Source organism: Micromonospora violae (genome assembly GCF_004217135.1).
Lineage (GTDB): Bacteria > Actinomycetota > Actinomycetes > Mycobacteriales > Micromonosporaceae > Micromonospora > Micromonospora violae.
The window spans coordinates 6315801-6340327 of the sequence record NZ_SHKK01000001.1 but is presented as its reverse complement, the minus strand read 5'-3'; the positions used below and the strand labels follow the sequence as shown (position 1 = coordinate 6340327).

The window sequence follows — 24527 nt, the reverse complement described above, 5'->3', positions numbered from 1 at the left end:
ACGATCGGTGCCGACGCCCGGCCGGAGTCGCGCACCGGCGACCGACTAGCGTCGGGACCGGCCGACGCGGCGGCGACGGCGCGAACTTGCAGGAGGCGGGCATGGCCGGGGCGCTTCGGCTGGGTGGGCGCACGTTCGCCCCCGGCGAACTGGTGGTGATGGCGATCATCAACCGCACACCGGACTCGTTCTTCGACCGCGGGGCCACCTACGCCGCCGACAGCGCCCTGCGCGCGGTGGAGCGGGCGGTGGACGAGGGCGCCGGCATCATCGACATCGGCGGGGTGAAGGCCGGCCCCGGCGCGGACGTGAGCGTCGCCGAGGAGATCCGGCGCACGGTGGACACCATCGCCGCCGTCCGGGCCGCGTTTCCGGAGGTGGTGATCTCCATCGACACCTGGCGTGCCGAGGTGGCGGCGGAGGCCGTGGCGGCGGGTGCCGACCTCCTCAACGACACCTGGTCGGGCGCGGACCCGACGTTGCTCCGGGTGGCCGCGCAGACCGGCACCGGCCTGGTCTGTTCGCACGCCGGCGGTCTGACGCCGCGGACCAGGCCGCACCGGGCCGCCTTCAGCGACGTGGTCGCCGACGTGGTCGCGACGGTGACCGGGCTCGCCGAGCGAGCGGTGGCGGCAGGGGTACGCCCCGACGGCATCCTGATCGACCCGGCGCACGACTTCGGCAAGAACACCCGGCACTCGCTGGAGATCACCCGTCGGCTGGACGAGTTGACCGCAACCGGCTGGCCGGTGCTGGTGGCACTCTCCAACAAGGACTTCATCGGTGAGACGTTGGGCCTGCCGGTGGCCGAGCGGCTGGAGGGGACGCTCGCCGCGACTGCGGTCTCGGCCTGGTTGGGCGCTCGGGTCTTCCGGGCCCACCAGGTCGGCCCGACGCGCCGGGTGCTGGACCTGGTGGCCTCGATCCGTGGTGACCGCCCGCCCACGGCGACCCGCCGGGGACTGGCCTGACTGGTTGTCCCCGTAACCGACCGCGAACGGCCGGACGGACCGACACGATCGCCGGAGTCGCGGCGGTCAGGTCCAGCGGAGGATGTTCCTACGCCAGGCGTAGAGGATGCCGAGCGCGAGCACCGCCACGAACACCGCCATCTCCACCACCGTCACCAGACCAAAGCCCGGCCGGTCGAAGACCACCGCCCAGGGGAAGAGGAACACCGCCTCGACGGCGAACAGCACGTACAGGTAGGCGTACACGTAGTAGCGGATCTGCATCTGCGCCCAGTCGGCTCCGACCGGGTCGAGCCCGCACTCGTAGCTGGCCCGCTTGCCGGGCGGGTCGGCCGGACGCGCCGGGCGTAACACCCGGTTGGCCGAGAACGCCGTAACGAAGAAGAGAACGCTGGCGAGCAGCAGGAGCCCGAGCGTCGCGTACGAGCCCAGGTATCCAGTCACAGTCGGCAGCCTACCGTCCGCCCGGACGGGCCGTCCCAAACACGTTACGGATTTGTTTCCAGATGGGACTAGTGCACTGGGGCAACTGTTACGGAACATTGGACATCCACCCATGTCACCGGAGGACAGATGGCCCGCGTGAAGGCATCGCCCGGTAACCGGGTGCAGCGGCGGCGTCCCACGCCCCTGCTGGCGACCGCGCTCGCGCTCGGCCTGCTCGCGGCGCTCGCCGCCGGCCCGGCCTGGGCCGGCGCGGCCGGGCCGGACGCGGACCCGACCGTGACGACGGGCGACCCGGTCAACGATCCGGGAGGGGAGGGGCCCCCGACCACACCGGCGGAGGAGCCCGCCCCGACCGAGGTGCCGGGCGGCGAACCGGGCCCTACCGAACCGGCGCCGGAGACCACGGCGCCACCGCCGCAGACGACACCACCGGCACCGGTGACCACCGCCCCGGAGATCCCGCCGGTGCCGACCACCCTCGCGCCCGCGCCCGACGCCACCACCCGACCGCCCGGCCCGGTGCCCCCGACGGCACCACCGGGCCCGCCGACCAACCCGACCCCGCCGTTCCGCCCGCCCGCGTCGGGTTCGGCGACGCCACCGCAGAGCCCGTTGGGCGTGCAGGTCAGCACCGGCGACGTGACCCTCACCGAGGCGTACTGGAACGCGGCGAGCACGGCCGTCACCCTTCAGGTCACGGTGCACAACACCGGCACCACCACCCAACGGATCCGACTCTCGTACATGCTGCCCGCCGGGCTGACCGACGACGGCACGAAGGGCTGCGCCGCCGCCGACGCCGGTGGCGCGTACCGCTGCGGGGCCTGGACGGCCGAGGCGGGCGTCCGGTTCAGCACCATGCTCGACTTGCGGGTCGCCGGCACGGCCTGGAAGCAGATGCCGCTGGGCGGCTCCGTCCAGGTCACCGCGGACACGCCGGGCGCCCCCGGTGAGGTGACCGACGAGCAGGGTTTCGCGGTGCTCTTCCCACCCGGCCCGCCGGCACCCGGGATCGCGCTCGCCGCCGACGAGGTGGCCTTCGACATCAGCGGCGGCCCCGCCACCCTCACGCTCCGGCTGGGCAACACCGGCACGGTGGACGCCTCCGGCCAGGTCGAGGTGGTCCTGCCGGCCGGGGTGACCGTGCCGACCCCACCGCTCGGCTGCGTGACGGTCGAGCCGACGCGTACCCGCTGCGACACCGGCCTCGTGCTCGCCGGCACCAACACCGAGGTGCAGCTGCCGGTGGAGGCGACGCCGCAGGCCCAGCGGGAAGCGCCGTTGTCCGGCGCCCTGATCGGTCAACTCCAGCCACGCAGCGGGCCAACCCGGCGGGTGCAGATGAGCTTCCGGATCACCGCTGCGGCCGCCCTGGCCCCGCCGGTGGTCTCCCCACCCGCGCCGACCGGCTCGCAAGGCGTACTCCTCCCGGCCGGTGCCGCGACCGAAGCCGATGGGTTGACCTCGGTGCAGCGCACCGCGATCATCCTGATCGCGGTGTCCACGCTGCTGGTGGTGCTGGCTCTCACCCTGGCCACGACCTCGTTGCGCCGCCGGTTCGGCGGCACCCCGCGCGGGCCCGCGCCCAACCCCGCCGACTGATCGACGGACCACCCCGGCGGCGCGCGCCGGGGTGGTCGACCCGGCCGGGTGGTGATCTGAATTACGGCGGGCGGGGCGTAACACCGCAAAGACGGGCATTTCTCGTCGCGATCGGGTCCCAGTCGGCGGACCTCCGGGGATGGTTAGGGCTCCCTTAGACGTAGGCTCTCAGGTGAGGAACGACAGCGGCCGGACCAGCCTGGGCGGTGCGGTGAAGCGTTGCGTCAAGGAGGTTCCGTGGCCGGGCAAGCCCCGCAGTCGCGAACGAAGGTGGCACAGTGACCAAGCAGATCCGTCAACTCGACCGGGTGGTCATCCGGTTCGCCGGTGACTCCGGCGACGGCATGCAGTTGACCGGCGACCGGTTCACCTCGGAGACGGCACAGCTCGGCAACGACATCTCCACGCTGCCGAACTTCCCCGCCGAGATCCGGGCCCCCGCCGGCACGCTGCCGGGTGTGTCGAGCTTCCAGGTGCACTTCGCCGACTACGACATCCTCACGCCGGGTGACGCGCCCAACGTGCTGGTGGCGATGAACCCGGCGGCCCTCAAGGCCAACCTGGCCGATCTGCCGCGCGGCGCCGACATCATCGTCAACACCGACGAGTTCACCAAGCGCAACCTCGCCAAGGTCGGTTACCAGACCAGCCCGCTGGACGACGACTCGCTGGCCGGCTACGTGGTGCACCCGGTGGCGCTGACCTCGATGACGATCGGCGCGCTCGCCGCCCACGAGGTGTCCAAGAAGGACGCCGAACGGTCGAAGAACATGTTCGCCCTCGGCCTGCTCTCCTGGATGTACTCGCGGCCCTACGAGTCGACGCTGCGCTTCCTGGAGCGCAAGTTCGCGGCCCGTCCGGAGCTGGTCGCCGCGAACGTCGCCGCCTTCAAGGCCGGCTGGAACTTCGGCGAGACCACCGAGGACTTCGCGGTCCGCTACGAGGTCAAGCCGGCGAAGATGAAGCCGGGCACGTACCGCAACATCACCGGCAACGCCGCACTCTCGCTGGGGCTGGTGGCCGCCGGGGTCCGCTCCGGGCTGCCGGTCTTCCTCGGCGCGTACCCGATCACGCCCGCGTCGGACATCCTGCACGAGCTGAGCAAGCACAAGCGCCTCGGCGTTGTCACCATGCAGGCCGAGGACGAGATCGCCGCCGTCGGCGCCGCCCTGGGCGCCTCCTACGGCGGGTCGCTCGGCGTGACCACCACCAGCGGCCCCGGCGTGGCGCTCAAGAGCGAGACGATCTCGCTCGCGGTGGCGCTGGAGCTGCCCCTGGTGATCGTGGACGTGCAGCGCGCCGGCCCGTCGACCGGCATGCCGACCAAGACCGAGCAGGCCGACCTCAACATGGCGCTCTACGGTCGGCACGGCGAGGCGCCGGTCGCGGTGATCGCACCGCGTTCCCCGTCGGACTGCTTCTTCGCGGCGCTGGAGGCGGCCCGGATCGCGCTGACCTACCGCACCCCGGTGATCCTGCTGTCCGACAACTACGTCGCCAACGGTTCCGAGCCATGGCTGCTGCCCGACGTGGAGTCGCTGCCCGACCTGCGGGTCGAGTTCGCCACCGAGCCCAACGGCGAGGACGGCACCACCTTCCTGCCCTACCTGCGTGACCCGGAGACCCTGGCCCGGCCGTGGGCGATCCCTGGCACGGCGGGCCTGGAGCACCGGATCGGCGGGCTGGAGAAGGCCGACAAGACCGGCGACATCTCCTACGACCCGGCCAACCACGACTTCATGGTGCGCACCCGGGCGGCCCGGATCGAGACGATCCCGGTTCCGGACATCGAGGTGGAGGATCCGGACGGCGACGCTCGGGTGCTGGTCCTCGGCTGGGGCTCGACGTACGGGCCGATCGGCGCGGCGTGCCGTGGCGTACGCCAGCGCGGCCTCTCCGTCGCCCAGGCGCACCTGCGGCACCTGGCCCCGATGCCGGCCAACCTCGGTGAGGTGCTGCGTTCGTACGACAAGGTGGTCATCCCGGAGATGAACCTGGGCCAGTTGGCCCACGTCATCCGGGCCCGCTACCTGGTCGACGCGATCAGCTACAACCAGGTCCGCGGCCTTCCGTTCACCGCCGCCGAGCTGGAGACGACGCTGGAAGAGGTGCTGAAGAATGTCTGAGCCCGTCGCCGTCAAGCTCACCGCGAAGGACTTCAAGTCCGACCAGGAGGTGCGCTGGTGCCCCGGCTGCGGTGACTACGCGATCCTGGCGGCCATCCAGCAGTTCATGCCGGAGCTGAACATCCCCCGGGAGCGCACCGTCTTCGTCTCCGGGATCGGCTGCTCGTCCCGCTTCCCGTACTACATGAACACCTACGGGATGCACTCGATCCACGGTCGGGCCCCGGCGATCGCGACCGGCCTGTCGGTGTCCCGGCCGGACCTGTCGGTCTGGGTGGTCACCGGCGACGGCGACGCGCTCTCCATCGGTGGCAACCACCTGATCCACGCGCTGCGACGCAACGTCAACCTCAAGATCCTGCTGTTCAACAACCGGATCTACGGGCTGACCAAGGGGCAGTATTCTCCGACGTCCGAGGTCGGCAAGATCACCAAGTCAACCCCGGCCGGGTCGGCGGACGCCCCGTTCAATCCGCTCTCGCTCGCCCTCGGCGCGGAGGCCAGCTTCGTCGGCCGGACCATCGACTCCGACCGCAAGCACCTGCAGTCGGTGCTGCGGGCCGCCGCCGAGCACGAGGGTTCGGCGTTCGTGGAGATCTACCAGAACTGCAACATCTTCAACGACGGGGCGTTCGACCAGCTCAAGGACCCGTCCACCCGGGACGACTACCTGATCCGCCTGGAGCACGGGCAGCCGATCACCTTCGGGGCCGACGGGCGGTTCTGCGTGGTGCACCCGCCGGGCGGCTTCGGCCTGGAGGTCCGGGAGACCAGCTCGGTCAGCCCGGAGGAGATCGTCGTACACGACGCGACGGTGACCGACCCGGCGTACGCGTTCGCGCTGTCCCGGCTGCCCGACCTGGACCTGCGCAACACCCCGATCGGGGTGTTCCGCTCGGTGGACCGACCGTCCTACGACAGCGTGGTGCAGGCTCAGCTCGCGGAGGCCAAGGCGACGGTCACCGAGACCCCCGAGCAGCAGCTCGCCGGCCTGCTGGGCAGCGGCGACACCTGGACCATTCTCTGATCCGTCCGCACTGACAAGAGCGGCCGTCCCCGATTCGGGGCGGCCGCTCTCGTCGTACCGGTGCAGTTCAGCGCTGGGCGTTGGCCGGAGTCCAGAGGTTGTCGATCTCCTTCTCGGCCGCCGCGAGGCTCGCCTCGTGCAGCGGGATCAGCTCGGCCATCGCCGGCACCGACGGCGCCAGGGTCAGTTCGGCGCTGATGAAGCGGGGCTCCAGGCCGGTCATCGACAGACCGTGCGGGAGCCACGGCTCGGCGTGGTCCCAGCCGTTGCGCGGGGTGCCCTCGCCGTAGCCGCCGCCCCGGGTGGCCACCACGACGAAGTCGCGACCGCCGAGCAGGGGCGCCTGGGTCGTCGGGTCGTACGCGAGGCCGGGCGCGATCAGGTGGTCGACCCACGCCTTGACGCTGCTGGGTGCCCCGTAGTTGTAGAGCGGCAGGCCGAGCAGCACCACGTCGGCCTGCTTCACCTCGTTGACCAGCCGCTCGGTGAGCTCCCAGGAGTCACGCTGCTCCGGCGTGTGCTGGTCGGGGGGCGTCATCCGCGCCAGGCCGCCTGCGGCGTCCAGGTGTGGCAGCGGCTCGGCGCCCAGGTCCCGGTAGGCCACCGTGCCGTCGGGGTGGGCCGCACGCCAGGCCTCGACCGCGCGGGCGGTGAGTCGCCGGCTGACCGACCAGTCGCCGCGGATGCTCGAATCAATATGCAGCAGATGCATTATTCCTCCTCCAGGAATCGTCTGTGAAGCACCAACTATTTATAGCAGGCCGATGTTCCGCTGAGTCGGTAGACTGGGTCACATGTCCGCCCCGGCGCTTGATCCCTCGGAGCACCGCTCAGGAGCTCTGCTGGACCATCTGGCCCGGCGGATGCGGCTACGATCGGAGTCCGTGCTGGCGCCACTGGGCCTACGCCCCCGGCACCTCGTCGCGCTCACCGTGTTGCGCGACAGCGGCGGCACCAGCCAACAGGCGCTCGCCACCGTCCTGGAAATGGACAGCACGAACATCGTCGGGCTGCTCAACGACCTCGAGGCCGAGCATCTGATCGAACGACGCCGCTCACCCGAGGACCGTCGCCGACACGTCGTCGACCTCACCGACGACGGGGTCAAACGCCTCAGCGCGGCGGAATGCGCCCTCGCGGGCGCCGAGGACGAGGTGCTGAGCGCGCTGGGTCCCGCCGAGCGGGAGACGCTCTACGAGCTGCTGCGGCGGGCCACCAATACGTCGCCGACCATCTGCACCGAGGCGCTCCAGAGCGACCTCGACAGCTGCTGACGGCAGCGGGAGGTCAGGCGGTGGTGCTGGACTGAGGGCGGTCGTCGCGTACGTGCACCAGCATGTCGCCGGTCTCGATCACCGCGCCGGCCCGGTCGGCCAGGGTGACCACCTTGCCCCGCCGCACCAGGGCGATCACCAACGAGTCCAGCTCGCGCGGCGAACGACCCACCTCGCTGCGCTCCGCGGACCGCATCGCCAGCGCCATGCCCTGGCCGGGAGTGAGCAGATCCTCCACCACATCGATCAGCGGTGGCGCCGAGGTGGAGAGGCCGAGCAGCCGGCCCGCCGTGGCCGAGGAGACGATCACATGGTGCGCGCCGCTCTGCTTGAGCAGCGGGGCGTTCTCCGCCTCCCGCGCCGCCGCGATGATGCGAACCTGCCCGGCGGTGAGCTGCCGTACCGTCAGCGCGACCAGCACCGACGCGTCGTCGCTGTCGGTCGCGATGATCACGGCCTTGGCGTTCTTGACGTGCGCCTCGTTCAACACCGAGGAACGGGTCGCCGAGCCCTCGATCGCCACCAGCCCCGCGGAGGTGGCCTGCCGCAGGGCGGCCGCGCTGCGCTCCACCACCACGATCCGGGAGCGGTCCAGACCGTTCTCCATCAGGGCGGAGACCGCGCTGCGCCCCTTGGTGCCGTAGCCGCAGATGATGACGTGGTCCTTCACGGCTCTCCTCCACCGCGACAGGCGACGGCCGGTCCGGTACTGCTCGGTCAGAACTTCCAGGGTGGTGCCGACCAGGATGATCAGGAAGAGCACCCGGGCCGGGGTGATGAAGAGGACGTTGACCAGCCGGGCCGACGGCGTGGCCGGGGTGATGTCCCCATAGCCGGTGGTGGAGAGCGACACCACCGCGTAGTAGAAGCAGTCGAGCAGGGTCAGGCCGTCCTCATTGACATCGCGGTAGCCGTCCCGGCCCAGGTAGACCGCGGCGACCACGGCGAAGACCAGGCCCAGGGCGGCGGCGAGCCGGAGGCTCAGCGCGCTCAGTGGGCCCCGGCGCTGCGCGGGAAAATGGATCACTGCCGGACCCGCTCCCTCGCCGTCGCCTGCACGCCCACAACATAGCGGGTTCAGCATCGACCGCACGCCCGGGTGCCAGCGGACAACCGGCCGAGCACCCGCACCCGACTACCGGATGACAACGACGAACCGGTGCAGGCCGGCAGACGGAGGGGGCGCAACCCTCGTGACGACGAGCGGCAGACGGCGAGCCGAGGCCGACGACGAATACACCGAGTACGTCCGGTCCCGGATGGTGCAGTGGCGACGCACCGCCTACCTGATGTGCGGGGACTGGGACCGGGGTGACGACATCCTGCAACGGGTGCTCACCGAGCTGTACCGCTCGTGGGCACGGGCACGGCAGGCCGACCACCTGGACGCGCTGGTCCGCACCATGTTGGTGCGGCGACTGGTCGACGAGAGGCGGTTGCGCTGGTCGCGGGTCCGCCTCGGCACCGCACTGCCGGACGTGTCCAGGGCCTTCACCGACCCGACCGACCGGATCACCCTGGTGGGCGCGCTGCGGCAGGTGCCGCCACGGCAACGCGCGGTGTTGGTGCTGCGCTACTTCCAGGACCTCAGCGTCGAGGAGACCGCCCAGGCCATGGGCTGCTCGACGGGGACGGTGAAGAGCCAGACCGCCAAGGGCCTGGCCACCCTGCGCACCCTGCTCACCCCCACCCTGACCGGCAACTGAGAGGAGCGACGATGCTGGACGAACGCCACATTGGCGACCTGATGCTGACCGAGATCGAATCGGCCGAGCGACCCTCCGCCGTGCTGGACGTGGAGCGGGCGATGACCACCGCTCGGCGGCAACGCCGCCTCGCCCAGGGAGCCGGCGCCACGCTGCTCGCGGTGGCGCTGACCGTCGGCGGGCTCACCGTCCCCGACCTGCTGACCCCGGACCGACCGCCGGCCCCCACCCCGTTCGGTTCCGCGACCGTCGCCGGCCAGACCGGGCTCCCGGCCGCGCTCACCACGATCGACCCACAGCGGGTGTACGTCCGGTTCGGCTGGCTGCCGGCCGGTCTCCGCCATTTCCAGTACCAGGCCGGACTGCTCCTCTCCGGCCCCGGTGTGTACCTCGGCGCGTCCAACGGCCACACCGACGACCAACGGCAGTTCGTGACGGTCTCGCTCCTTCCGAAGGGCGTGGAGCCGTCGGCACCACAGCGGGACAGCGGCGAGCCCGCCGTGGCCGGCGACTCCGACGTCGGACCCCGGCTCAACGGTGGGGACAGCGTCTTCGTCAGCTACTCGGGCGCCGAGAAGCCGGAGGCGGTTCTGCGCTGGCGGTACGCCCCGGACGGCTGGGCACAGGTCCGCGTGTTCGGGACCGGATCGGACGTGCGGAAAACGGCAGCGCAGGTCGCCACGTCACTGCGCTTCGGCACCGACACTGTGCCGATGCCGGCGACCGTGACGGGCGTACCGGCCAACCTGCGGATGATCACGGTCAACGTGTCGGAGTCACTGGACGAGCCCAGGGACTGGTACGCGGCGTGGACCTGGAGCCCGGAACCGGCCACCGCCGACCCCGGCCGGCAGCGGGCCCGGACGTTGAGCGTCGGCATCTCCCGCTACCGCAACGTCACCGACCCGGCCGACAAGGCGTACGTCAACCCGAACACGACGGTGGACGGGCACCCGGCGCGGTTCGGCGGAGAAAACGGCGACGAGTCGTTGACCGTCTACGACGTGAACGGGGCGGACGTGTCGATCGACGACAGCGCCCTGCTCCCCGCCGGTGGCACCCGGGCGCTGTTCCCGGCGGTCACGCTGGTGGCCCAACCGGCCACCTGGCACACCCACCTGCACCCGTAGGCGCACCGGGCCCGCGCCGCCGCACCGGCGCGGGCCCGGGGGAGGGTCGGCCCGGACGGGCGGGGACGGGCATGATGAGGGTGTTCCCGACGACGACCGCGAAAGTGAGGCCGGCATGTCGTTGCTGCGACGAGTCATCGGCGGAGTGCTCCGTCGCCACCGCCAGCGCCAGGGCCGCACGCTGCGCGAGGTCGCCGAGTCGGCAGACGTTTCGGTGCCCTACCTGTCGGAGGTGGAGCGGGGCCGCAAGGAGGCCTCCTCGGAGGTGCTCGCGGCGATCTGCCGGGCGCTCGGCATCAGCCTCGCCGACCTGCTCGGGGAGGCCCGCGACGACATGCGCCGGGTCGAACCCCGCCTCCCGGCCGCACCCCGCGCCGCGCTCACCCACCTGGAGCCGGTCGACGCGGTCCGCCGCGAAATCGGCAACGCCACCCTTCTGGTGGGTCCGCTCGGCGGCGGGCTCATCCGTCAGCGAGTGCCCAAGGCCGGCGAGCCGACCATGCGTGTCGGCGCGACGGCCTCCGCTGGTGGCTCCCGCCCCGGCCCGCGTACTCCTTCCCTGGCTGGCGGCGAGTCGGCCCGGATCGGCGCGCGGCGGCTGACCGCCGCGTAGGCCGCGCCGGTTCTGCCGTCGGCGGATCTGCCGGCGGCAGAATCAGTGGGCTCACCGCCGCCGGCGCCCGCACGCTGAAAGGGCCGGTCCACCGGGCGGTCCCCGCCGCCCGCCGGCGCGGCGGAAGGCGGCGGCACATGATCGGGTACGGCGTACACATGCTGGACGGCGGGCAGCCATCCTTTGGTGATCATGTTTTCGAGCGGCTGCTGCGGGAGCGGATCGTCTTCCTCGGCACCGAAGTGACCGACGAGTCGGCCAACCAGATCTGCGCGCAGATCCTGCTGCTCGCCGCCGAGGACGCCGACCGGGACATCTACCTCTACATCAACTCGCCGGGCGGTTCGGTGAGTGCCGGGATGGCGGTCTACGACACGATGCGTTACGTCCGCAACGACGTGGCGACGCTGGCGCTCGGATTCGCCGGCTCGATGGGGCAGTTCCTGCTCTGCGCCGGCGCGGCCGGCAAACGGTACGCGCTGCCACACTCGCGGATCATGATGCACCAGCCGTCCGGCGGAATGGGCGGGACCGCCGCGGACATCACGATCCAGGCCGAGAACATGCTGCACGTGAAGCGGACGATGCAGGAGCTGATCTCCGAGCACAGTGGACGGGCGCTCGACGAGATCCAACGGGACTGGGACCGGGACCGTTGGTTCACCGCCGAACAGGCCCGGGAGTACGGCCTCATCGACCAGGTGGTCACCCGAGCCGAACAACTGCCGGCGCTCTGACCACCGCCGACGATGGTGTACGTCGACAAGGCCTCTGACCTTGCCCGACTGGTCGCCACAGCCATCGTCACCAAGATCGATCCGTGACTTGTCCGCGCCGTAGATGCCGGGGTGCGGGCTCTCCGCGTGAGAGATTGGGAGCCGCAGCGAGCAAGAGGGGGCGAGCCGCGATGTCGAGCAACGCCGAGGGTATGCCCAAGTGGCCGACCGCTGAACACGTACCGGCGGTGGAGCTGGCACGTCGCCAGGGAGTCCGCCGGGTCGCATCCATCGACGACCTCGCGCGGCCGGACCTGTTCGAGTCTGATGACGAACTGGACGACTTCCTCGCCGACCTGTACGCCTCTCGGCGGGCCGGCGCGGCGTGAGCCTGATAGTCCTGCTCCGAACGGCAACTTCGGGTGGCTTCCGGCTGCGCGGGTCGACTGATCGACGCGAGAACGAATGCGCAGACCAGGGAGCGTTTGCTGATCTTTGAGGTGCCCCCGGCAGGATTCGAACCTGCGACACACGGTTTAGGAAACCGATGCTCTATCCCCTGAGCTACGGGGGCGCGAGGGCACAGTCTAGCGACCTAGGCGCTCAACTGGGGTGGCAGGGAGTGGCCCGCGTTCACCCGCGTTCCCCGGATCGCCGTTGTTCCAGCCCAGGACCAGACGCGGAGCACACGAACCCCGGTTTGCGACCGGCGGTTGACGCGCTGACCCGCGTTGGCACCGGTTCACCCCCCTTGGCATCCGCTGGAGGAGTCTCTACGCGAGTTAGCACAGCGCCACCTCTGCTGATCTTGGTTGTTTGGGCTGGTAGGGGGTCTTGTCGCGGATGCAGGCCCAGAGGACGTTGAGGCGTTGTCTGGACAGGGCTGCGGTGGCTTGGCGGTGGGTCTTTCCTTCGGCTCGTTTCTTGTCGTAATAGGCGCGTGATCGTGGGCAGTGGGTCAGGGCGGTGAAGCTGGACATGCTGAACACCCGACGTAGGCCGCGGTGGTAGCGGTGGGGTCGAACCTGGTGGCCCTGGCGGCGGCCGGAGTCCCGGGAGATTGGTGCGAGCCCGGCGTGGGCAGCGAGTGCCGCAGGACTGGCGTAGGTGGTGAGGGTGCCGGCGTGGGCGAGGAACTCGGCGGCGAGAGTGGTGCCAATGCCGGGCAGGCTGGTGACGATCTCCCCCAGCTCGTGCTCGGCGACGACAGCGGCGATGGTTTCCTCGATGGCGGTGATGCGGTCGTTGACCGCTTCCAGATCGGTGGCCATCTGCGCCACAATCCCTGCCGCGGTGGCCTCCCCGGCGACGGCGACGGTCTGTGGCCGCGCGGCGGTGAGACCTTGGCGGTGAGCGCCTTGGCGGCCCAGACGCCGTGCTGGCGTATGTAGGCCAGGACGCGGGCTTCGCCGGCGCGGCGCACTCCGGCGGGGGTCTGCCACTGCGCGAGGAGCCGCAGCGCACCCTTGCTGCGCAGGTTCAGCGCCTTCCCCAGGGCGGGGCTGATCATGGTCAGGAGGTCCTGAATGCGGGCGGCGATACGGACCCGGTCGGCGACCAGGTCGAGGCGGCGGGAGACGAGCAGCTTCAACTGCTGCTGCACCCCGTCCGCGAGGGTGAGCGTCGGAAGGTCGCCGCGCATGCGCAGGGTCTGGGCGATGACGTAGGCGTCGTGGGCGTCGGTCTTGCGTTCGCCGTGGAACGCCTCCGCCATCCGGGAGGTGACCGTGCCGCTGCCGTAGCGCACGTCCGCGCCTCGATCGAACAGGACCGCCAGCAGCAGCGACGCGGGTCCGCCGCGTAGGTCGACGGCCCAGCGGAGCGGCTTGCGGCGTTTGCCGAGCCGCCCGGCGATGCCGGAGATGGGTTGTTGGTCGTTGGGAATCTTCTCGGACATCACCACGGTGCCGTCGTCGAGGATGACGCACACGTGGTGGTGGGTCTTGCCGACGTCGACGCCGGCCCACAGGCTGCCCATCGGGCATCACCCTTCTCGATTGTCTGGTCAAGGGGCGTGGACCCGCCGCCGTTCAGTAGCCACAACTTCGGAGAGGGCGATCGGTCGCAAGTCTCCATCCAGTGCTGATACAGCGGTCATCAGCGGGGGCCGGGGCGTCCTACTCCTAGCTGGCCATGACATCGGCAGCACACATCCAGACAGTCACCCGACCCTCCGGGCCCACATCAGCAAACGATGCAATTCGATGTCTGGTTGCGGGTCCGGACGGACTCCTGGAGCCTGCTGCCGTCGGCGTCGGCTGTCGGGGCGTCACGCCGGTACGCCGCAGCGGCCTGAGGACCTCACCCGCCCTTTGGCGATCGCGGCCGGGCCCAGCAGCGAGTCCGTGCTCTGCGGTAGCCGGTCCGGCCCGGGGGCGAGGTGACCCTGAGTGGGAAGCTGGGTGACACCCAGCAGCCCGTTCGCGAAAGAACGTCGGCATGGCTGGGCGTAAGGGCACCCGGCGCTGTCGTCCTACTCGCCCCCCCGGGCCGACGACGCGCACGTCATCGAAGATCAACGTTCTCCGCCTCGCGCAGCCGCGCCGCCGTTCCCGTAGGTCCGGTCGGCTCGACGGGAGACGCGGATTCTCCGGCGGGCGGGACGCCGCGCCCCACGTGGTGCAGGTGGCGCAGTGCCTGCCGATACGAGTCGAGCAGGCCGGTTTCGACGTAGGGCAGGTCATGCTCGCGGCAGAAGGCGCGGACGATCGGCCGGGCGTGGCGCAGTGCGGCGCGGGGCATGCTGGGAAACAGGTGGTGTTCGATCTGGTGGTTCAGGCCGCCGAGCAGGAAGTCGACCAGCCGGTTGCCGCGTACGTTGCGGGAGGTGAGGACCTGGCGGCGGAGGAAGTCCACCTCCTCGTCCGCGCAGAGGATCGGCATGCCCTTGTGGTTGGGGGCGAAGGCGCAGCCCAGGTACAGCCCGAACAGGCCCTGCTGCACGATGACGAAGGCCACCGCGCGCAGCGGGGACAGCACCACGAAGACCGCGGTGAGGTATGCGGCGGTGTGCAGCCCGAGCAGCAGCGCCTCCCGGCCGCGCTCCCGATAGGTGGACCGGGACAGCGCTCGGACGCTGGCCACGTGCAGGGCCACGCCTTCGAGCAGCAGCATCGGAAAGAACAGGAGCCGCTGGTGGCGGGCGAGCAGCCGTCCCGCGCCGCGCCGCCGGTCGGCCTGCGCCCCGGTGAACGCGAGAGCTTCGCCCGCGATGTCGGGGTCGTGGCCCTCGGTGTTGGGGTGGGCGTGATGGCGGTGGTGCTTGTCGACCCACCAGCCGAAAGCGAGCCCGATGGCTAGGTTGCCGTACACCAGCCCGACCAGGTGGTTGGCGCGTCGGGACCGGAAGATCTGCCGGTGGCCGGCGTCGTGGCCGAGGAAACCGCTCTGGGTGAAGACCACGGCGAGGTACGCCGCGGTGACCAGTTGCCACCACGAGTCCCCCACCAGGACGAAGATCGTCCAGCCCGCGGTGACCAACGCGGCGTTGACGGCGATCATGACCAGGTAGTAGGTCGGGCGCCGCTCCAGCAGGCCCGCCTGGCGCACCCGGCTCAACAGTTCGGCGTAGTCGCTGCCGCGACGGCGCCGCGACCCCGGCGGCGCCGCTCCGACGGTCTGGTCGATGGTGCTCATGGATCCTCCCGGCATGACGCGCAGCGCGTCGCCGGGGTCTGGGGCGAATGCCCCCAGCCTACTCCGCCGCCGGCGCGGCAGGGCGGTGCGGCGATCGTGCCATCGCATCGAGGAGCGCGGCCACCGCCACGGTGGCGAAACCGACCCGAGCGTCGCTGGCCCCGTACGGCAACCACAGCTCGCCGGCGTGGATGAGCCCGCCGCAGGAGTAGACGACGTTGGGTACGTATCCGTCCCGGTCGGCCTCGTCGGGTGACAGGAGCGCGCCGGGCAGCCGGGCGAGGACCCGTTCCGGTCGGTGCAGGTCGAGCAGGAGCGCGCCGATGGCGTACCGGCGCATCGGTCCGACGCCGTGGGTGAGTACGAGCCAGCCGGCGTCGGTTTCGATGGGGGATCCGCAGTTGCCGACCTGGACCAGTTCCCAACTGTCCTGCGGGGCGTGCAGCGGCACCGGTTCCTGCCACCTGTTCGCACCGTCCAGGCGGGTGAGGCCGATGGTCTCGCCGTCGGCACGACACAGGGCGAGGTGCCGGCCGCCGACGGTACGGGGGAAGAGCGCGACGCCCTTGTTGCGGACGCCCGGCCCGCGCATCGGGGTGCTCTCGAAGCGGCGCAGGTCGCTGCTGGCCAGCGCGCGGGTGGCGATGCGCCGTCCGTCGTAGGCGGTGTAGGTGGCCCGGTAGACGGGTCCGGACTCGTCGGTGAACCTGACGAACCGAGCGTCCTCCATGCCGTTGCTCTCCGCCGGAACGGCCGGCCAGAGCACCCGTTGGTGCAGGGCGGTGTCGGTGGGGAAGGTCGTGGCGTAACTGGCGGCGTTGGTGCGGCGTACGTGTTCGAGGGTGTCCGGCCCGGTGCTGCGGGAGAGCAGGTCCGGTGGCAGCTCACCGAGCACCCGCGCGAAGGTGGCCTCGTCGTACCGCTCGGGCAGGGCGTCCAGCACGGTGGCGGTGATCTCGTTGTCGCAGTCCACCTCGGACAGGCCGGCGGCGAGGAGGTCCCGGCGATGCCGCACGGCAATCCGCTGCCCGATGACCGGCGGGCCGGACCGGTCGGCGACGGTGAGCCGGTGCCCGGGCCCGAGGACCGCGGAGGCGAACCCGATGGACGACAGGTGCCCCTCACCGATCTGGCGCAGACTGATCGCCACCCGCAGTTGTCCGGCGTCCAGACCGCCCTGGTCCGGGTGGATCACCATCGACGGGTTGCACAGCGCGGCGGCCTCGACCGCGTACTCGTGGCTGAAGTAGGCGCCGATCAGGAGCCGGGTGGTGGAAGGTAGGTCGCGGGCCCGGGCGATGCGGTGCCGGACGAGGTCGTAGTGATGGTGGAAGGTGCCGTCCAGGTCGCGGTGCCGGGTGCCGAAGCGGTCGAAGGTGTCCCGCAGCAGCCGGCCGGTCTCCTCGTCGTCGAGGTGCGCGACGCGGGTGATGAGCGCCGCCGCGCGGCTGCGTACCAGGGCGGCGTCCTCGCCCGGGACGAAGAGTTTGACGACGACCCGGCGTGGCTCCGGGGCGAGGGTCACGCCGTGCCGGACGGCCAGGGTCCCGGTCACGACCACCGCCGGGCGTGCTGGAGGGTGGAGAGCACGGCGAGGGTGGATTCGGCGCCCTGGTTGAGGTTGGGTCCGTGCGCGGTCAGCCCGTCGTAGCCGCCGCCGGTCGCCGGATCCCACATCCGCGTGCCGACGTCGTTCGCACCCAGGAACCACCCCACCGCCTGCCGCACCCCGACCTCCCAGCCGGGGTCGCCGGTGACGTCGGCGGCCGTGGCGCAGGCGTCGGCGAACGCGGCGACCTCGATCGGCTGCTGGTCGTGGCTCCGCCGCGGCGCACCGCGTTCCCAACCGCCGGCGGGTACGACCGCCAGGTGCCCGTCGCGCAGTTGGACGTCGCGCAGCCAGGTCAGCATCCGCAGGCCGTCGTCGAGGGACGGGCCGTCGTGGCGCAGTTGGCTGGCGGCGATGACGACCTCCGCGAGGGCGGCGTTGGCATAGGTCAGCCGTGGCTGTGGCCAGGGCCAGACCGGGTCGGCTCCGGGGGCGCCGATCGTGTTGGCCGCGTCCGCCAGCAGTGCGGCCGCGGCGGCGTGGGCCGGGTGGCGACGCAGCACCTCGACCGCGCCGAGCCCGGCGAAGGCCATCGCGTGCGGGGTCGGGGCGCGTCGGGTGGCGCCCCGACTGAAGGCGACCAGCGCCTCCTCCCTGATCCAGGGCGCGGGGCTACGGGCCGCGGCGGTGCCCAGCCCCCACAGTGCCCGTCCCCACCAGTCGCCGAGCCTGGGCTCGTCGGTCCATCGCCGGTCGTGACCGAGGCGGTTGCGGAAGGCGCCGCCGACGTCCTGGGCGTGGGTCAGGAAGGCGAGGTAGCGCTCGGCGAGCCGGAGCACCTCCTCGGTGGGCTCTGGCTCGCGGCTGGTGACGACCAGGCCGCGGGCGACGTCGTCGGTGCAGTAGCCGTGCTCGCGCCGGACGATGGCGTGCCGGGCGTGCTCGAACAGCCCGGTGTCGTCACTCATCCGGCTCAGGTGCGCGAAGCTGGGCCGGGGCGTCGGATGTCGGCGGCCGCTGCCGGGCCGGCTGGACAGACCGGTGGTCGCGGTCACGCCAACGCCGCGCTGACCGCGGGCTGACGGGCCGCGACGAGCCGCTCGGCGAGCGCGCCGTAGCGGGCCGCCACCGCCGGCCAGTGCAGGTCCGCGGCCAGCGGCCGGACCCGGCCGGCCAGCCGCGCGCCCAGGCCCGGTTCGGTCAGGATCCGCCGGATCGCGTCGGCCAGCGCCGCCGGGTCCTGATGCGGTACGACCAGGCCGGGGCCGCCGGTGAGCAGCTCGACGGCGTGCGGGAAGGCCGTGGCCACGACGGGCACCCCGGCGGCCACCGCCTCGATGAGCACCCCCGAGGTGACCTGTTCGCGGGAGTCGTAGGGCAGGACGACCACGTCGGCGGAGCGGATCAGCCGGCCGAGGGCGGGCTGGTCGTGGTAGACGTCCTGGTACTCCACGGCGTGGGCGATGCCCAGCTGCGCGCCGAGCCGGTGCAGTCCCGCCCGGTACGCCTCCCCCTGGTGTTCGACCACCTTCGGGTGGGTCCGGCCCGCGACGGTGTAGGTGGGTGTCGGGTCGAGGTCCTGCAACCGCGCGAGGGCCCGCAAGGACCACTCGATGCCCTTGCCGGGCCCGATGAGTCCCCAGGTCAGCAGGTGCGGGCGGGTCCGTCGGTCGGCGGGTACCCGGGCATGGTCGACGGCGCCGTGCGGGATGACCGTCACCTTGTCCGGCCGTACGGTGTAGCCGACGAGCAGCCGGTCACGTGCCGTGTCGGTCATCGTGACGACCGCTCCGGCGGCGGTGACGATCTGCTCCAGCAGGGACTTCTGCCGGACGGAGGGTCGGCGAAGCACGGTGTGCAGGACCACGATGCTCGGCACGGTGAGCCGGCGCAGCAGCGGCAGGACGTCCTCGCCGTCGACGCCGGGATAGATCCCGTACTCGTGTTGCACGACGGCCACGTCGAACGCGTTCAGGGCCGCCGCGGCGTCCCGCCAGCCGGCCTGGGTACGGCTCGACCAGGTGTGCACGACCCCGGGTCCGGCCCGCAGGTCGTCGCCGCGGTCGGTGACCCGGACGATGCCGCCGCGCGTACCGTCGGCGGTCAGCTGGGCGGCGAGGGCGCAGTTGAAGGTGGCCAGTCCGCACCGGGTCGGTGGGTGGGTGCTGAGGAATCCGTAGCTGAGCATGGGTGTCGGGCCTTCCGGTTGTCGGCCGCCTCGAAAGGGCGGGGACGGCCTCACGCGGTGTCGGCGCACGCCGGCCAGCGTGTGTGGCCGGCGGAACAGGTTCGTGGGCGGTGATCGGGCTCAGCGGTGCGATCGGCGGGTGAGATGGTCGTAGACGGCCAGGTAGTCGGTGACCATCCGGTCCGCGCCGAAGCGCTGCCCGGCGCGGGTCCGACAGGCGGCCCGGTCCAGCCCGGCAGCCTGGCCGACGGCGTCGACGGCCTGCTCGACGGTCTGCGCGAGGAACCCCGTCACCCCTTCGTCGACAACCTCCGGCATGGACCCCCGCGCGTAGGCGACGACCGGCGTGCCGCAGACCATCGACTCCACCACCGACAGCCCGAACGGCTCGTCGAAGGCGATCGGGTGCAGCAGCGCGGAGCTCGCGCCCAGCACCTCCGCGCGGCGGCGAGGGCCGACCGAGCCGAGGAAGACGACCTGGTCGCCGTCGATGTGCGGGGCCACCTGTTCGGCGAAGTACCGCTCGTCCTGCACGATGCCGCAGATGGTCAGCGGCCGGCCGGCGCGGCGGGCGATCTCGATGGCCGTGTGGGTGCCCTTGTCCGGGTGGATCCGGCCGAAGGCGGCCAGTCCCGGACCGGCGTCGCGAGTGAACGGCAGTCCGGTGAGGTCGACGCCGTGGTACACCGTGGCGACGTAGTCGAGCTCGGCGCTGCGGTCGGCGTCGGAGATCGACACGTAGGACGAGCGGGCCCGGGCGTACGCGGGGAGGATCCCCGCGCCGGAGAAGCCGTGCACGGTGGTGAGCAGCGGAGCTCGGCAGTGCTCGGCGAAAGCCAGTGGCAGCCAGTCGAGGTGGCTGTGCACCAGGTCGAACTCCGCCGAGCGGGCCATCGCGTGGGAGACGTGCATCGCCTCCCACACCCGGCCGTCCATGCTCGGGTCGTCGGCGTACCCCCGGGGGCACACGCCGTCGAGGTCGGCGGAGGTGACGGAGTCGAGCGTCGCGAAGAGGGTCACGTCCACGCCGCGGGTGACCAGCCCCTCGGCGAGCAGGCCGGTCACCTGCTCCCAGGGACCGTAGTGATGCGGAGGTGTGCGCCAGGCGACCGGTCCGAGCAGGGCGACCCTCACGGGGACGGCGCGTCGGCGAGGTCGGCCGGATCCAGGCGCAGGGTGGCGAGCAGCCCCACGTGCTTGGCGGGGTCCACCCGCTCCGGCAGTTCCCGCTCGACCCACTCGGCTCTGGTCTGCTGTCCGCGCTCGCGCAGCGCGGCAACGATCCGGTGTCTGGCGATCCTCATCGTCTATCCCCTCAATCAGTCGTTCGGGACGGTCGTGGTCAGCGGTCGGCGAACGTCGTGACGAGCACCAGGGGCAGGAGCAGAACGGCTACCAGGAGGAACACCCGCAGGCGGAGCGCGCGGACGTTAAGGGCCCGCCTGACCCGCCCTTCGAAGGTCGAGGGGGTGGATGTCCCGCTGACCGGCGGCGACGACCCGGTAGCGGCGATCCGACGAACGACCACGTCATCGTCTCCGAGGGTGAGCTGATCGTCCACGGCCGTGTATCCCGCATCGGCGGCGCCGCTGAGCGCTCGGCGATCCATGCCGTCGGCACCGGGCCGTGGCACGTTCAGCGACGCCAGGCGGTAGACACCGAGGGCGGCGACGGCGGCCCCGAGTTGGGCGACGGTCACCTCCAGGTCGTCGGCGAGCTCTCGATCCGTCGGTTGGCGACCGCGCTGCTGCGCCAGCCTGCCCCGGGCCTCGGGCACCTGTGCACCCAGTTCCTGAGCCGCACGCGGCACCCGGATCGCCCAGGCCGTGTCGCGGAAGTGCTTCCGGATGCCGCCGAGAATGGTCGGGACCGCGTAGGAGGCGAACGGCACGCCCCGACTGCTGTCGTACCCGTCGACGGCCTTGATCAGGCCGAGCGCGCCGACCTGCGCCAGGTCGTCGTAGGACTCCCCGCGACCGGTGTACCGGCGGGCCAGTCGACCCGCCATCGGCAGGTTCGCCTCGATGATCTGGTCCCGCAGTCGTGCCCGGTCGGGATCATCGGCGTTCAGCGCTGCGCGTCGACGCAACAGGTGTTCGTTATCCGGAGTAGCCGGGTTGAGCGTCGGAGGGGAGGAATCGGCTGTGGGTGTCGCGGCGGAGGTGACCATTGTTCCAACGCCCCTAACGGGCTGGTGGCGGCGAGAATGGCGGCCACCGGGGACCCGGGCGACACCGTCACCGTACGCCTTCATCTCCCCGACCGACACTCGGACGGGCTGTGGGAAGCGCAGTCGGGGGGCGAATCGGTCGTCAGCCGGACCGGTGGGTGGCTGGTGCCGGCGCGAACTGCTCGGAGCCGTCGACGATCGCCTGGGACAGCTCGGACAGTCGCCGGTTGCGGCTGCGGGCGCCGTCGCGCAGTAACGCGAAGGCCTGACCAACGTCCACCTGGAGGCGTTCGGCGAGGATTCCCTTGGCCTGTTCGATCAGGACACGGCTGTTCAGAGCGGTTTGCAGCTGTTCGGTGAGCATGTCGCGTCGGTGGATGGCGCGGTGTTGCAGCAGTCCGATGGTGGCCACGTCGGCGAGCGCCTGACCGATGCGGAGCTTGCCCTCGTCGAGGGCCCCCGGCCGGACGTCGAAGAGGTTCAGCGCGCCGATCACCTCGGAGCGCAGGCGCATGGGCAGGGCGTGCACCGCGGCGAAGCCGACCTCGGCCGCGGCGGCGGTGAACCTCGGCCATCGGGCAGTGGTCTGGGTCAGGTCGGCGACCGACACCGGTTGCCCGGTACGGAAGCAGTCGAGGCAGGGCCCCTGGTCGGTCTGGAGCTGGAACAGCTCCAGCAGTCGGGTGCGTTCGGAGGAGGCGGCGACCACCTGCAGCGTGTCCCGCTGGTCGGTCAGGAGCAGCCCGGCCGCCGACACACCCAGCAGCTCGACACACCTCTCGGTCAGCACGTGCAGGAACTCGATCACGTCGAAGTCGTCGACGAGCGTGTCGGCCATCTCCACGAAAACGTCGGCCAGCGGGGTCTCGGCCATGTCAGTCACCTCGTCAATCAGTGGTTCCACGGGTCACCCGACGGATGGTCCGTGCGACGCCGTCCTGGCGCCGATTCTCTAGTGCACTCATCTCAGTCACCAGGTGTCCCGGCCGGTCCGAGACGCAGGCGCCGGGCGACGACATCAGCTGCCACGTCCCAGAGACGCCGGTCCTGGGAGTACGCGTAGGCGCGCAACCGGATGAGCGCCACCGCCGCGGGCACTCCCAGCTGGACCGTGATCATGCCGGTCGCCTGGTGCACCTCGGGGTGGTGCAGGCCGGTCCCCTCGGGCCACTGACCGTCCCGGTCCACCCCGTGGCGCGTCGCGTTGTCCAGCAGCACCGCGCATGCCGTGTCCGCCAGGACCAGTGCGTCGGCCAGTTGCTCCGTCCCGAGGTCACCGGCACCGACCCGGTAGAGGTCCAGGACACCGAGGCGGATCCCGCCCACCCGTAGTGGCAACGCGAATACCGCACCGGCCCCGGCGAGCACCGCCGCCGGCGCGAACACCGGCCAGCGGTTCCGGCACTCCGGCACGGTCAGATCGGCGACCAGGACAGGCCCACCGCCGGTCGCGTCCACGCACGGCCCCTCACCGAGGGTCAGGGTCAGGTCTTCCAGCTCCGACGCGGTCCGGTCGGTGGCGTACAGCAGCTCGCGCGGCGTGGCATCGAGGACCACTGCGACGGCGGCGGAGTCGACGCCCGCGACCGAGACCGCCGCCGCGCAGACATGATCGACCGCGACGGCGCCACCCCGGGCAGCATCGACGAGAACAGCCCACAGCCGCAGCCTACGATCGACACTCATCGAATCGCTGCGCCCCGGATTACCCTTGCGCACTGCTGACTCCGACCCGGATCAGTCAAATGGACGCACTGCCGTAGGGCGCCGAGGTCCCGGGCGACGGTCCCACCGTACTCCCGCGGGACGCCGCCGCACGACCGGCGCCCACCGGCCCGGCTGCGGCGGCAGACGGGCCGGTCGCGGAGGCGTACGCTTGCGGTGTCGCTCGGGACCCCGGTGGCTGACAGTCCGCCGTCGGCGGACGCACCCCGCCGATCGAGGTCACCGTGTTGGCCATTCACCGCACCGCATGCACCCGTCAGGCCGCCAGATCTCCGTCGCTCTCCCGGCCAGGCACCTCCCTCGCACCGGCACGTCGGACCGCGACAGTCCGTCGCAGGCCCGCCATGATCCAGGCGCGCCGGCGCACCACGGCGTCCAGGCGCGCCAGATCTTCATCGGAAGGCGGCGGTTCGTGATGACCGCACCCCGGAACAGTCATGTTCGATTCTCCCCGCCGGACGGCCGCGGCGGCACCGATGCTCCTCGTGCGACGCCCCGGCGGCCGTCGGTGAAGCGCTCACGGATCGGCGGCGTCTGGGTCGCTGCCGTGGTGTTCGCGTTCGTGCTCCTGCTGCTCCTGATCTTCGTACTGCAGAACGGGCAACGTGCCGAGGTGTCGTTCCTCGGCGCTCACGGCACCCTGCCGATGGGGGTGGCGCTGCTGCTGGCCGCGGTCTTCGGGGTCCTGCTCGTCGCCTTGCCCGGCACCGCCCGGATCGTGCAGCTGAGGATGCTCGACCGCCGTCCCGTCACGCACCCGGGCGACCCGGCCGGGTCCGGCCCGACTCCCCCATCGACGACCGACGTCATCGGCGTCCCGCTGCCGCCCCGCTCACCACGTGAGGGCGGCTGAGCTATGTCCGTCACCCCGCGACGACTCGCCACCCCCGCGCCGGCGCCGTCCGCGCCCCGGCTCGTCCTCGCCCCCGACCGGGATCGGACGGTCCTGGACGGCGGGTGGTGGCCGCGCTCCTGGGACCCGGCCGCCGAACTCCCCGGCCTTGTCCTCGCCCTGTCCGAACGCCACGGCCGGATCCGGCATCTCATGCTCAACCTCCGCACCTGGGAAGGCCGTATCCGCCGGTTGACCGTCGGACCGGACGAGGTCCGGATCGGCTGGTTCGACACCCTCGATCCCGCCCTGCTGATCGCCACCACCGGCCGCGACATACAGGTCGACCTGCTGGTGGTGCCGCCCGCCACGCCACGGGCGGCAGCCGAGTGGGCGATGGCGACCGCCGCCGACCCGACCAACCTCAGGCACGCGCCCGACATCCTGGCCAGCGCACCGGTCGGGCCCCGGGCCGCGGCGGCGACCGGCTCCGCCGCGGACGCGGTGTGGGACAACGAAGGTGGCAGCACCACCGATGGGCCGCCGCCCCGTCAATGACTTCTTCACCACCCCTCCCCGGACCGGAGTGCCCTCATGGACACTCTGCAGACAGTCATCGTGATCGCGATCGTGGCGGTCGGTGTCATCGGTCTCGTCGCCGCCGCCCGAGCGGTACGGGTCGTCCAGCAGTACGAGCGCCCAACCAGCAGGAGAACGGCTGGCCGAGGGAACGGAGGCCGCACCGGGTGATGACGCAGACCTAATCGCGGGTCTGCTCATCGATTCGTCTCGGTGCGGCCCCCACTCCATTTTGG

Annotated in this window: 25 protein-coding genes, 1 tRNA gene and 1 pseudogene; 13 read left to right on the top strand and 14 right to left on the bottom strand. The window is 71.6% G+C overall.

Going from position 1 to position 24527, the window contains the following annotated elements; genetic code table 11:
• Nucleotides 1-101 precede the first annotated feature (101 nt).
• Entirely contained in the window at nucleotides 102-971 is an 870-nt protein-coding gene (gene folP, locus EV382_RS28670; RefSeq protein WP_130406961.1) for a dihydropteroate synthase, read from the top strand.
• Between the two features lie 66 nt (nucleotides 972-1037).
• Here the strand turns inward: folP and ndhC are convergent, their stop codons facing one another.
• Nucleotides 1038-1415, bottom strand: coding sequence for an NADH-quinone oxidoreductase subunit A (gene ndhC / locus EV382_RS28665; protein ID WP_088986508.1), 378 nt, complete (start codon nucleotides 1413-1415; stop codon nucleotides 1038-1040).
• A 129-nt stretch (nucleotides 1416-1544) separates the two neighbouring features.
• Here ndhC and EV382_RS28660 point away from each other — a divergent pair, with 129 nt between their 5' ends.
• The 3 genes from EV382_RS28660 to EV382_RS28650 all read left to right on the top strand — a co-directional run bounded on the left by EV382_RS28660 (nucleotide 1545) and on the right by EV382_RS28650 (nucleotide 6173).
• The gene (locus EV382_RS28660) at nucleotides 1545-3020 is read left to right on the top strand and encodes a hypothetical protein (protein ID WP_130406959.1); all 1476 of its coding nucleotides are present in this window, start codon (nucleotides 1545-1547) and stop codon (nucleotides 3018-3020) included.
• Nucleotides 3021-3298: 278 nt separating this feature from the next.
• Nucleotides 3299-5146: a 2-oxoacid:acceptor oxidoreductase subunit alpha gene (locus EV382_RS28655; RefSeq protein WP_130406957.1), complete on the top strand. Its 1848-nt coding sequence runs from the start codon at nucleotides 3299-3301 to the stop codon at nucleotides 5144-5146.
• On the top strand, nucleotides 5139-6173 hold the full coding sequence (locus tag EV382_RS28650; protein WP_130406955.1) for a 2-oxoacid:ferredoxin oxidoreductase subunit beta: 1035 nt from the start codon (nucleotides 5139-5141) through the stop codon (nucleotides 6171-6173). The genes EV382_RS28655 and EV382_RS28650 overlap by 8 nt, the downstream gene beginning before the upstream one ends.
• 67 nt (nucleotides 6174-6240) lie before the next feature.
• Here the strand turns inward: EV382_RS28650 and EV382_RS28645 are convergent, their stop codons facing one another.
• Nucleotides 6241-6885 (bottom strand): FMN-dependent NADH-azoreductase, encoded by a 645-nt coding sequence (locus EV382_RS28645; protein WP_244236842.1) that lies wholly within the window; start codon nucleotides 6883-6885, stop codon nucleotides 6241-6243.
• Nucleotides 6886-6967: 82 nt separating this feature from the next.
• Between EV382_RS28645 and EV382_RS28640 the strand changes: the two genes are divergently transcribed.
• A complete protein-coding gene (locus tag EV382_RS28640; RefSeq protein ID WP_130406951.1) occupies nucleotides 6968-7447 on the top strand; it encodes a MarR family winged helix-turn-helix transcriptional regulator in 480 nt (159 codons plus the stop codon).
• 13 nt (nucleotides 7448-7460) lie between these two features.
• Here the strand turns inward: EV382_RS28640 and EV382_RS28635 are convergent, their stop codons facing one another.
• Nucleotides 7461-8474 carry a potassium channel family protein gene (locus tag EV382_RS28635; protein ID WP_130406949.1) on the bottom strand — a complete coding sequence of 338 codons (1014 nt, stop codon included), beginning with the start codon at nucleotides 8472-8474 and terminating at the stop codon, nucleotides 7461-7463.
• 166 nt (nucleotides 8475-8640) lie between these two features.
• Here EV382_RS28635 and EV382_RS28630 point away from each other — a divergent pair, with 166 nt between their 5' ends.
• The 5 genes from EV382_RS28630 to EV382_RS28610 all read left to right on the top strand — a co-directional run bounded on the left by EV382_RS28630 (nucleotide 8641) and on the right by EV382_RS28610 (nucleotide 12001).
• Nucleotides 8641-9153, top strand: a complete 513-nt coding sequence (locus EV382_RS28630; RefSeq protein WP_244236841.1) for a SigE family RNA polymerase sigma factor — start codon at nucleotides 8641-8643, stop codon at nucleotides 9151-9153.
• Between the two features lie 11 nt (nucleotides 9154-9164).
• Nucleotides 9165-10283: a hypothetical protein gene (locus tag EV382_RS28625; RefSeq protein ID WP_130406945.1), complete on the top strand. Its 1119-nt coding sequence runs from the start codon at nucleotides 9165-9167 to the stop codon at nucleotides 10281-10283.
• 115 nt (nucleotides 10284-10398) lie between these two features.
• Nucleotides 10399-10896, top strand: a complete 498-nt coding sequence (locus EV382_RS28620) for a helix-turn-helix domain-containing protein (protein WP_130406943.1) — start codon at nucleotides 10399-10401, stop codon at nucleotides 10894-10896.
• A 137-nt stretch (nucleotides 10897-11033) separates the two neighbouring features.
• Entirely contained in the window at nucleotides 11034-11633 is a 600-nt protein-coding gene (locus tag EV382_RS28615) for an ATP-dependent Clp protease proteolytic subunit (RefSeq protein WP_130406941.1), read from the top strand.
• 170 nt (nucleotides 11634-11803) lie between these two features.
• Entirely contained in the window at nucleotides 11804-12001 is a 198-nt protein-coding gene (locus EV382_RS28610; RefSeq protein ID WP_130406939.1) for a hypothetical protein, read from the top strand.
• Between the two features lie 112 nt (nucleotides 12002-12113).
• On the opposite strand, the gene EV382_RS28605 is transcribed toward EV382_RS28610, so the two are convergent.
• The 11 genes and pseudogenes from EV382_RS28605 to EV382_RS28560 form a co-directional block, all read right to left on the bottom strand.
• Nucleotides 12114-12186 (bottom strand) — tRNA-Arg (locus tag EV382_RS28605).
• A gap of 208 nt (nucleotides 12187-12394) precedes the next feature.
• A pseudogene (locus EV382_RS34030) lies at nucleotides 12395-13590 on the bottom strand (IS110 family RNA-guided transposase).
• Nucleotides 13591-14117: 527 nt separating this feature from the next.
• The gene (locus EV382_RS28595; protein ID WP_130406937.1) at nucleotides 14118-15248 is read right to left on the bottom strand and encodes a fatty acid desaturase family protein; all 1131 of its coding nucleotides are present in this window, start codon (nucleotides 15246-15248) and stop codon (nucleotides 14118-14120) included.
• A 58-nt stretch (nucleotides 15249-15306) separates the two neighbouring features.
• Nucleotides 15307-16803: a glycoside hydrolase family 130 protein gene (locus EV382_RS28590; protein WP_130406935.1), complete on the bottom strand. Its 1497-nt coding sequence runs from the start codon at nucleotides 16801-16803 to the stop codon at nucleotides 15307-15309.
• Entirely contained in the window at nucleotides 16800-17852 is a 1053-nt protein-coding gene (locus EV382_RS28585) for a glycosyltransferase (RefSeq protein WP_425271948.1), read from the bottom strand. The genes EV382_RS28590 and EV382_RS28585 overlap by 4 nt, the downstream gene beginning before the upstream one ends.
• Complete coding sequence (locus EV382_RS28580; protein WP_130406933.1) at nucleotides 17849-18985, bottom strand: glycosyltransferase; 1137 nt, start codon at nucleotides 18983-18985, stop codon at nucleotides 17849-17851. The genes EV382_RS28585 and EV382_RS28580 overlap by 4 nt, the downstream gene beginning before the upstream one ends.
• Before the next feature lie 120 nt (nucleotides 18986-19105).
• Nucleotides 19106-20119: a glycosyltransferase family 4 protein gene (locus tag EV382_RS28575; protein WP_130406931.1), complete on the bottom strand. Its 1014-nt coding sequence runs from the start codon at nucleotides 20117-20119 to the stop codon at nucleotides 19106-19108.
• Complete coding sequence (locus EV382_RS32960; protein ID WP_165435883.1) at nucleotides 20116-20289, bottom strand: hypothetical protein; 174 nt, start codon at nucleotides 20287-20289, stop codon at nucleotides 20116-20118. The genes EV382_RS28575 and EV382_RS32960 overlap by 4 nt, the downstream gene beginning before the upstream one ends.
• Nucleotides 20290-20327: 38 nt before the next feature.
• Nucleotides 20328-21074, bottom strand: coding sequence for a sigma-70 family RNA polymerase sigma factor (locus tag EV382_RS28570; RefSeq protein WP_165435882.1), 747 nt, complete (start codon nucleotides 21072-21074; stop codon nucleotides 20328-20330).
• A gap of 223 nt (nucleotides 21075-21297) precedes the next feature.
• Nucleotides 21298-22029, bottom strand: a complete 732-nt coding sequence (locus EV382_RS28565) for a GAF and ANTAR domain-containing protein (protein WP_130406927.1) — start codon at nucleotides 22027-22029, stop codon at nucleotides 21298-21300.
• A 92-nt stretch (nucleotides 22030-22121) separates the two neighbouring features.
• The gene (locus EV382_RS28560; RefSeq protein WP_130406925.1) at nucleotides 22122-22841 is read right to left on the bottom strand and encodes a GAF and ANTAR domain-containing protein; all 720 of its coding nucleotides are present in this window, start codon (nucleotides 22839-22841) and stop codon (nucleotides 22122-22124) included.
• A 547-nt stretch (nucleotides 22842-23388) separates the two neighbouring features.
• Between EV382_RS28560 and EV382_RS28555 the strand changes: the two genes are divergently transcribed.
• Genes EV382_RS28555 through EV382_RS32955 form a run of 3 tightly spaced genes read left to right on the top strand, consistent with a single transcriptional unit; the run spans nucleotide 23389 to nucleotide 24462 of the window.
• Nucleotides 23389-23733, top strand: a complete 345-nt coding sequence (locus EV382_RS28555; protein ID WP_208758506.1) for a LapA family protein — start codon at nucleotides 23389-23391, stop codon at nucleotides 23731-23733.
• A gap of 3 nt (nucleotides 23734-23736) precedes the next feature.
• Nucleotides 23737-24270 (top strand): DUF5994 family protein, encoded by a 534-nt coding sequence (locus tag EV382_RS28550; RefSeq protein WP_130406921.1) that lies wholly within the window; start codon nucleotides 23737-23739, stop codon nucleotides 24268-24270.
• Nucleotides 24271-24306: 36 nt separating this feature from the next.
• Nucleotides 24307-24462, top strand: a complete 156-nt coding sequence (locus EV382_RS32955; protein ID WP_165435881.1) for a hypothetical protein — start codon at nucleotides 24307-24309, stop codon at nucleotides 24460-24462.
• Nucleotides 24463-24527: the final 65 nt, after the last annotated feature.

Bases quoted from the DNA above. Each gene is read 5' to 3' on its own strand.
- folP (WP_130406961.1), top strand. From the start codon at position 102: ATGGCCGGGGCGCTTCGGCTGGGTGGGCGCACGTTCGCCCCCGGCGAA.
- EV382_RS28660 (WP_130406959.1), top strand. From the start codon at position 1,545: ATGGCCCGCGTGAAGGCATCGCCCGGTAACCGGGTGCAGCGGCGGCGT.
- EV382_RS28650 (WP_130406955.1), top strand. From the start codon at position 5,139: ATGTCTGAGCCCGTCGCCGTCAAGCTCACCGCGAAGGACTTCAAGTCC.
- EV382_RS28645 (WP_244236842.1), bottom strand. From the start codon at position 6,885: ATGCATCTGCTGCATATTGATTCGAGCATCCGCGGCGACTGGTCGGTC.
- EV382_RS28640 (WP_130406951.1), top strand. From the start codon at position 6,968: ATGTCCGCCCCGGCGCTTGATCCCTCGGAGCACCGCTCAGGAGCTCTG.
- EV382_RS28625 (WP_130406945.1), top strand. From the start codon at position 9,165: ATGCTGGACGAACGCCACATTGGCGACCTGATGCTGACCGAGATCGAA.
- EV382_RS28620 (WP_130406943.1), top strand. From the start codon at position 10,399: ATGTCGTTGCTGCGACGAGTCATCGGCGGAGTGCTCCGTCGCCACCGC.
- EV382_RS28615 (WP_130406941.1), top strand. From the start codon at position 11,034: ATGATCGGGTACGGCGTACACATGCTGGACGGCGGGCAGCCATCCTTT.
- EV382_RS28610 (WP_130406939.1), top strand. From the start codon at position 11,804: ATGTCGAGCAACGCCGAGGGTATGCCCAAGTGGCCGACCGCTGAACAC.
- EV382_RS28595 (WP_130406937.1), bottom strand. From the start codon at position 15,248: ATGAGCACCATCGACCAGACCGTCGGAGCGGCGCCGCCGGGGTCGCGG.
- EV382_RS28580 (WP_130406933.1), bottom strand. From the start codon at position 18,985: ATGCTCAGCTACGGATTCCTCAGCACCCACCCACCGACCCGGTGCGGA.
- EV382_RS32960 (WP_165435883.1), bottom strand. From the start codon at position 20,289: ATGAGGATCGCCAGACACCGGATCGTTGCCGCGCTGCGCGAGCGCGGA.
- EV382_RS28565 (WP_130406927.1), bottom strand. From the start codon at position 22,029: ATGGCCGAGACCCCGCTGGCCGACGTTTTCGTGGAGATGGCCGACACG.
- EV382_RS28560 (WP_130406925.1), bottom strand. From the start codon at position 22,841: ATGAGTGTCGATCGTAGGCTGCGGCTGTGGGCTGTTCTCGTCGATGCT.
- EV382_RS28550 (WP_130406921.1), top strand. From the start codon at position 23,737: ATGTCCGTCACCCCGCGACGACTCGCCACCCCCGCGCCGGCGCCGTCC.
- EV382_RS32955 (WP_165435881.1), top strand. From the start codon at position 24,307: ATGGACACTCTGCAGACAGTCATCGTGATCGCGATCGTGGCGGTCGGT.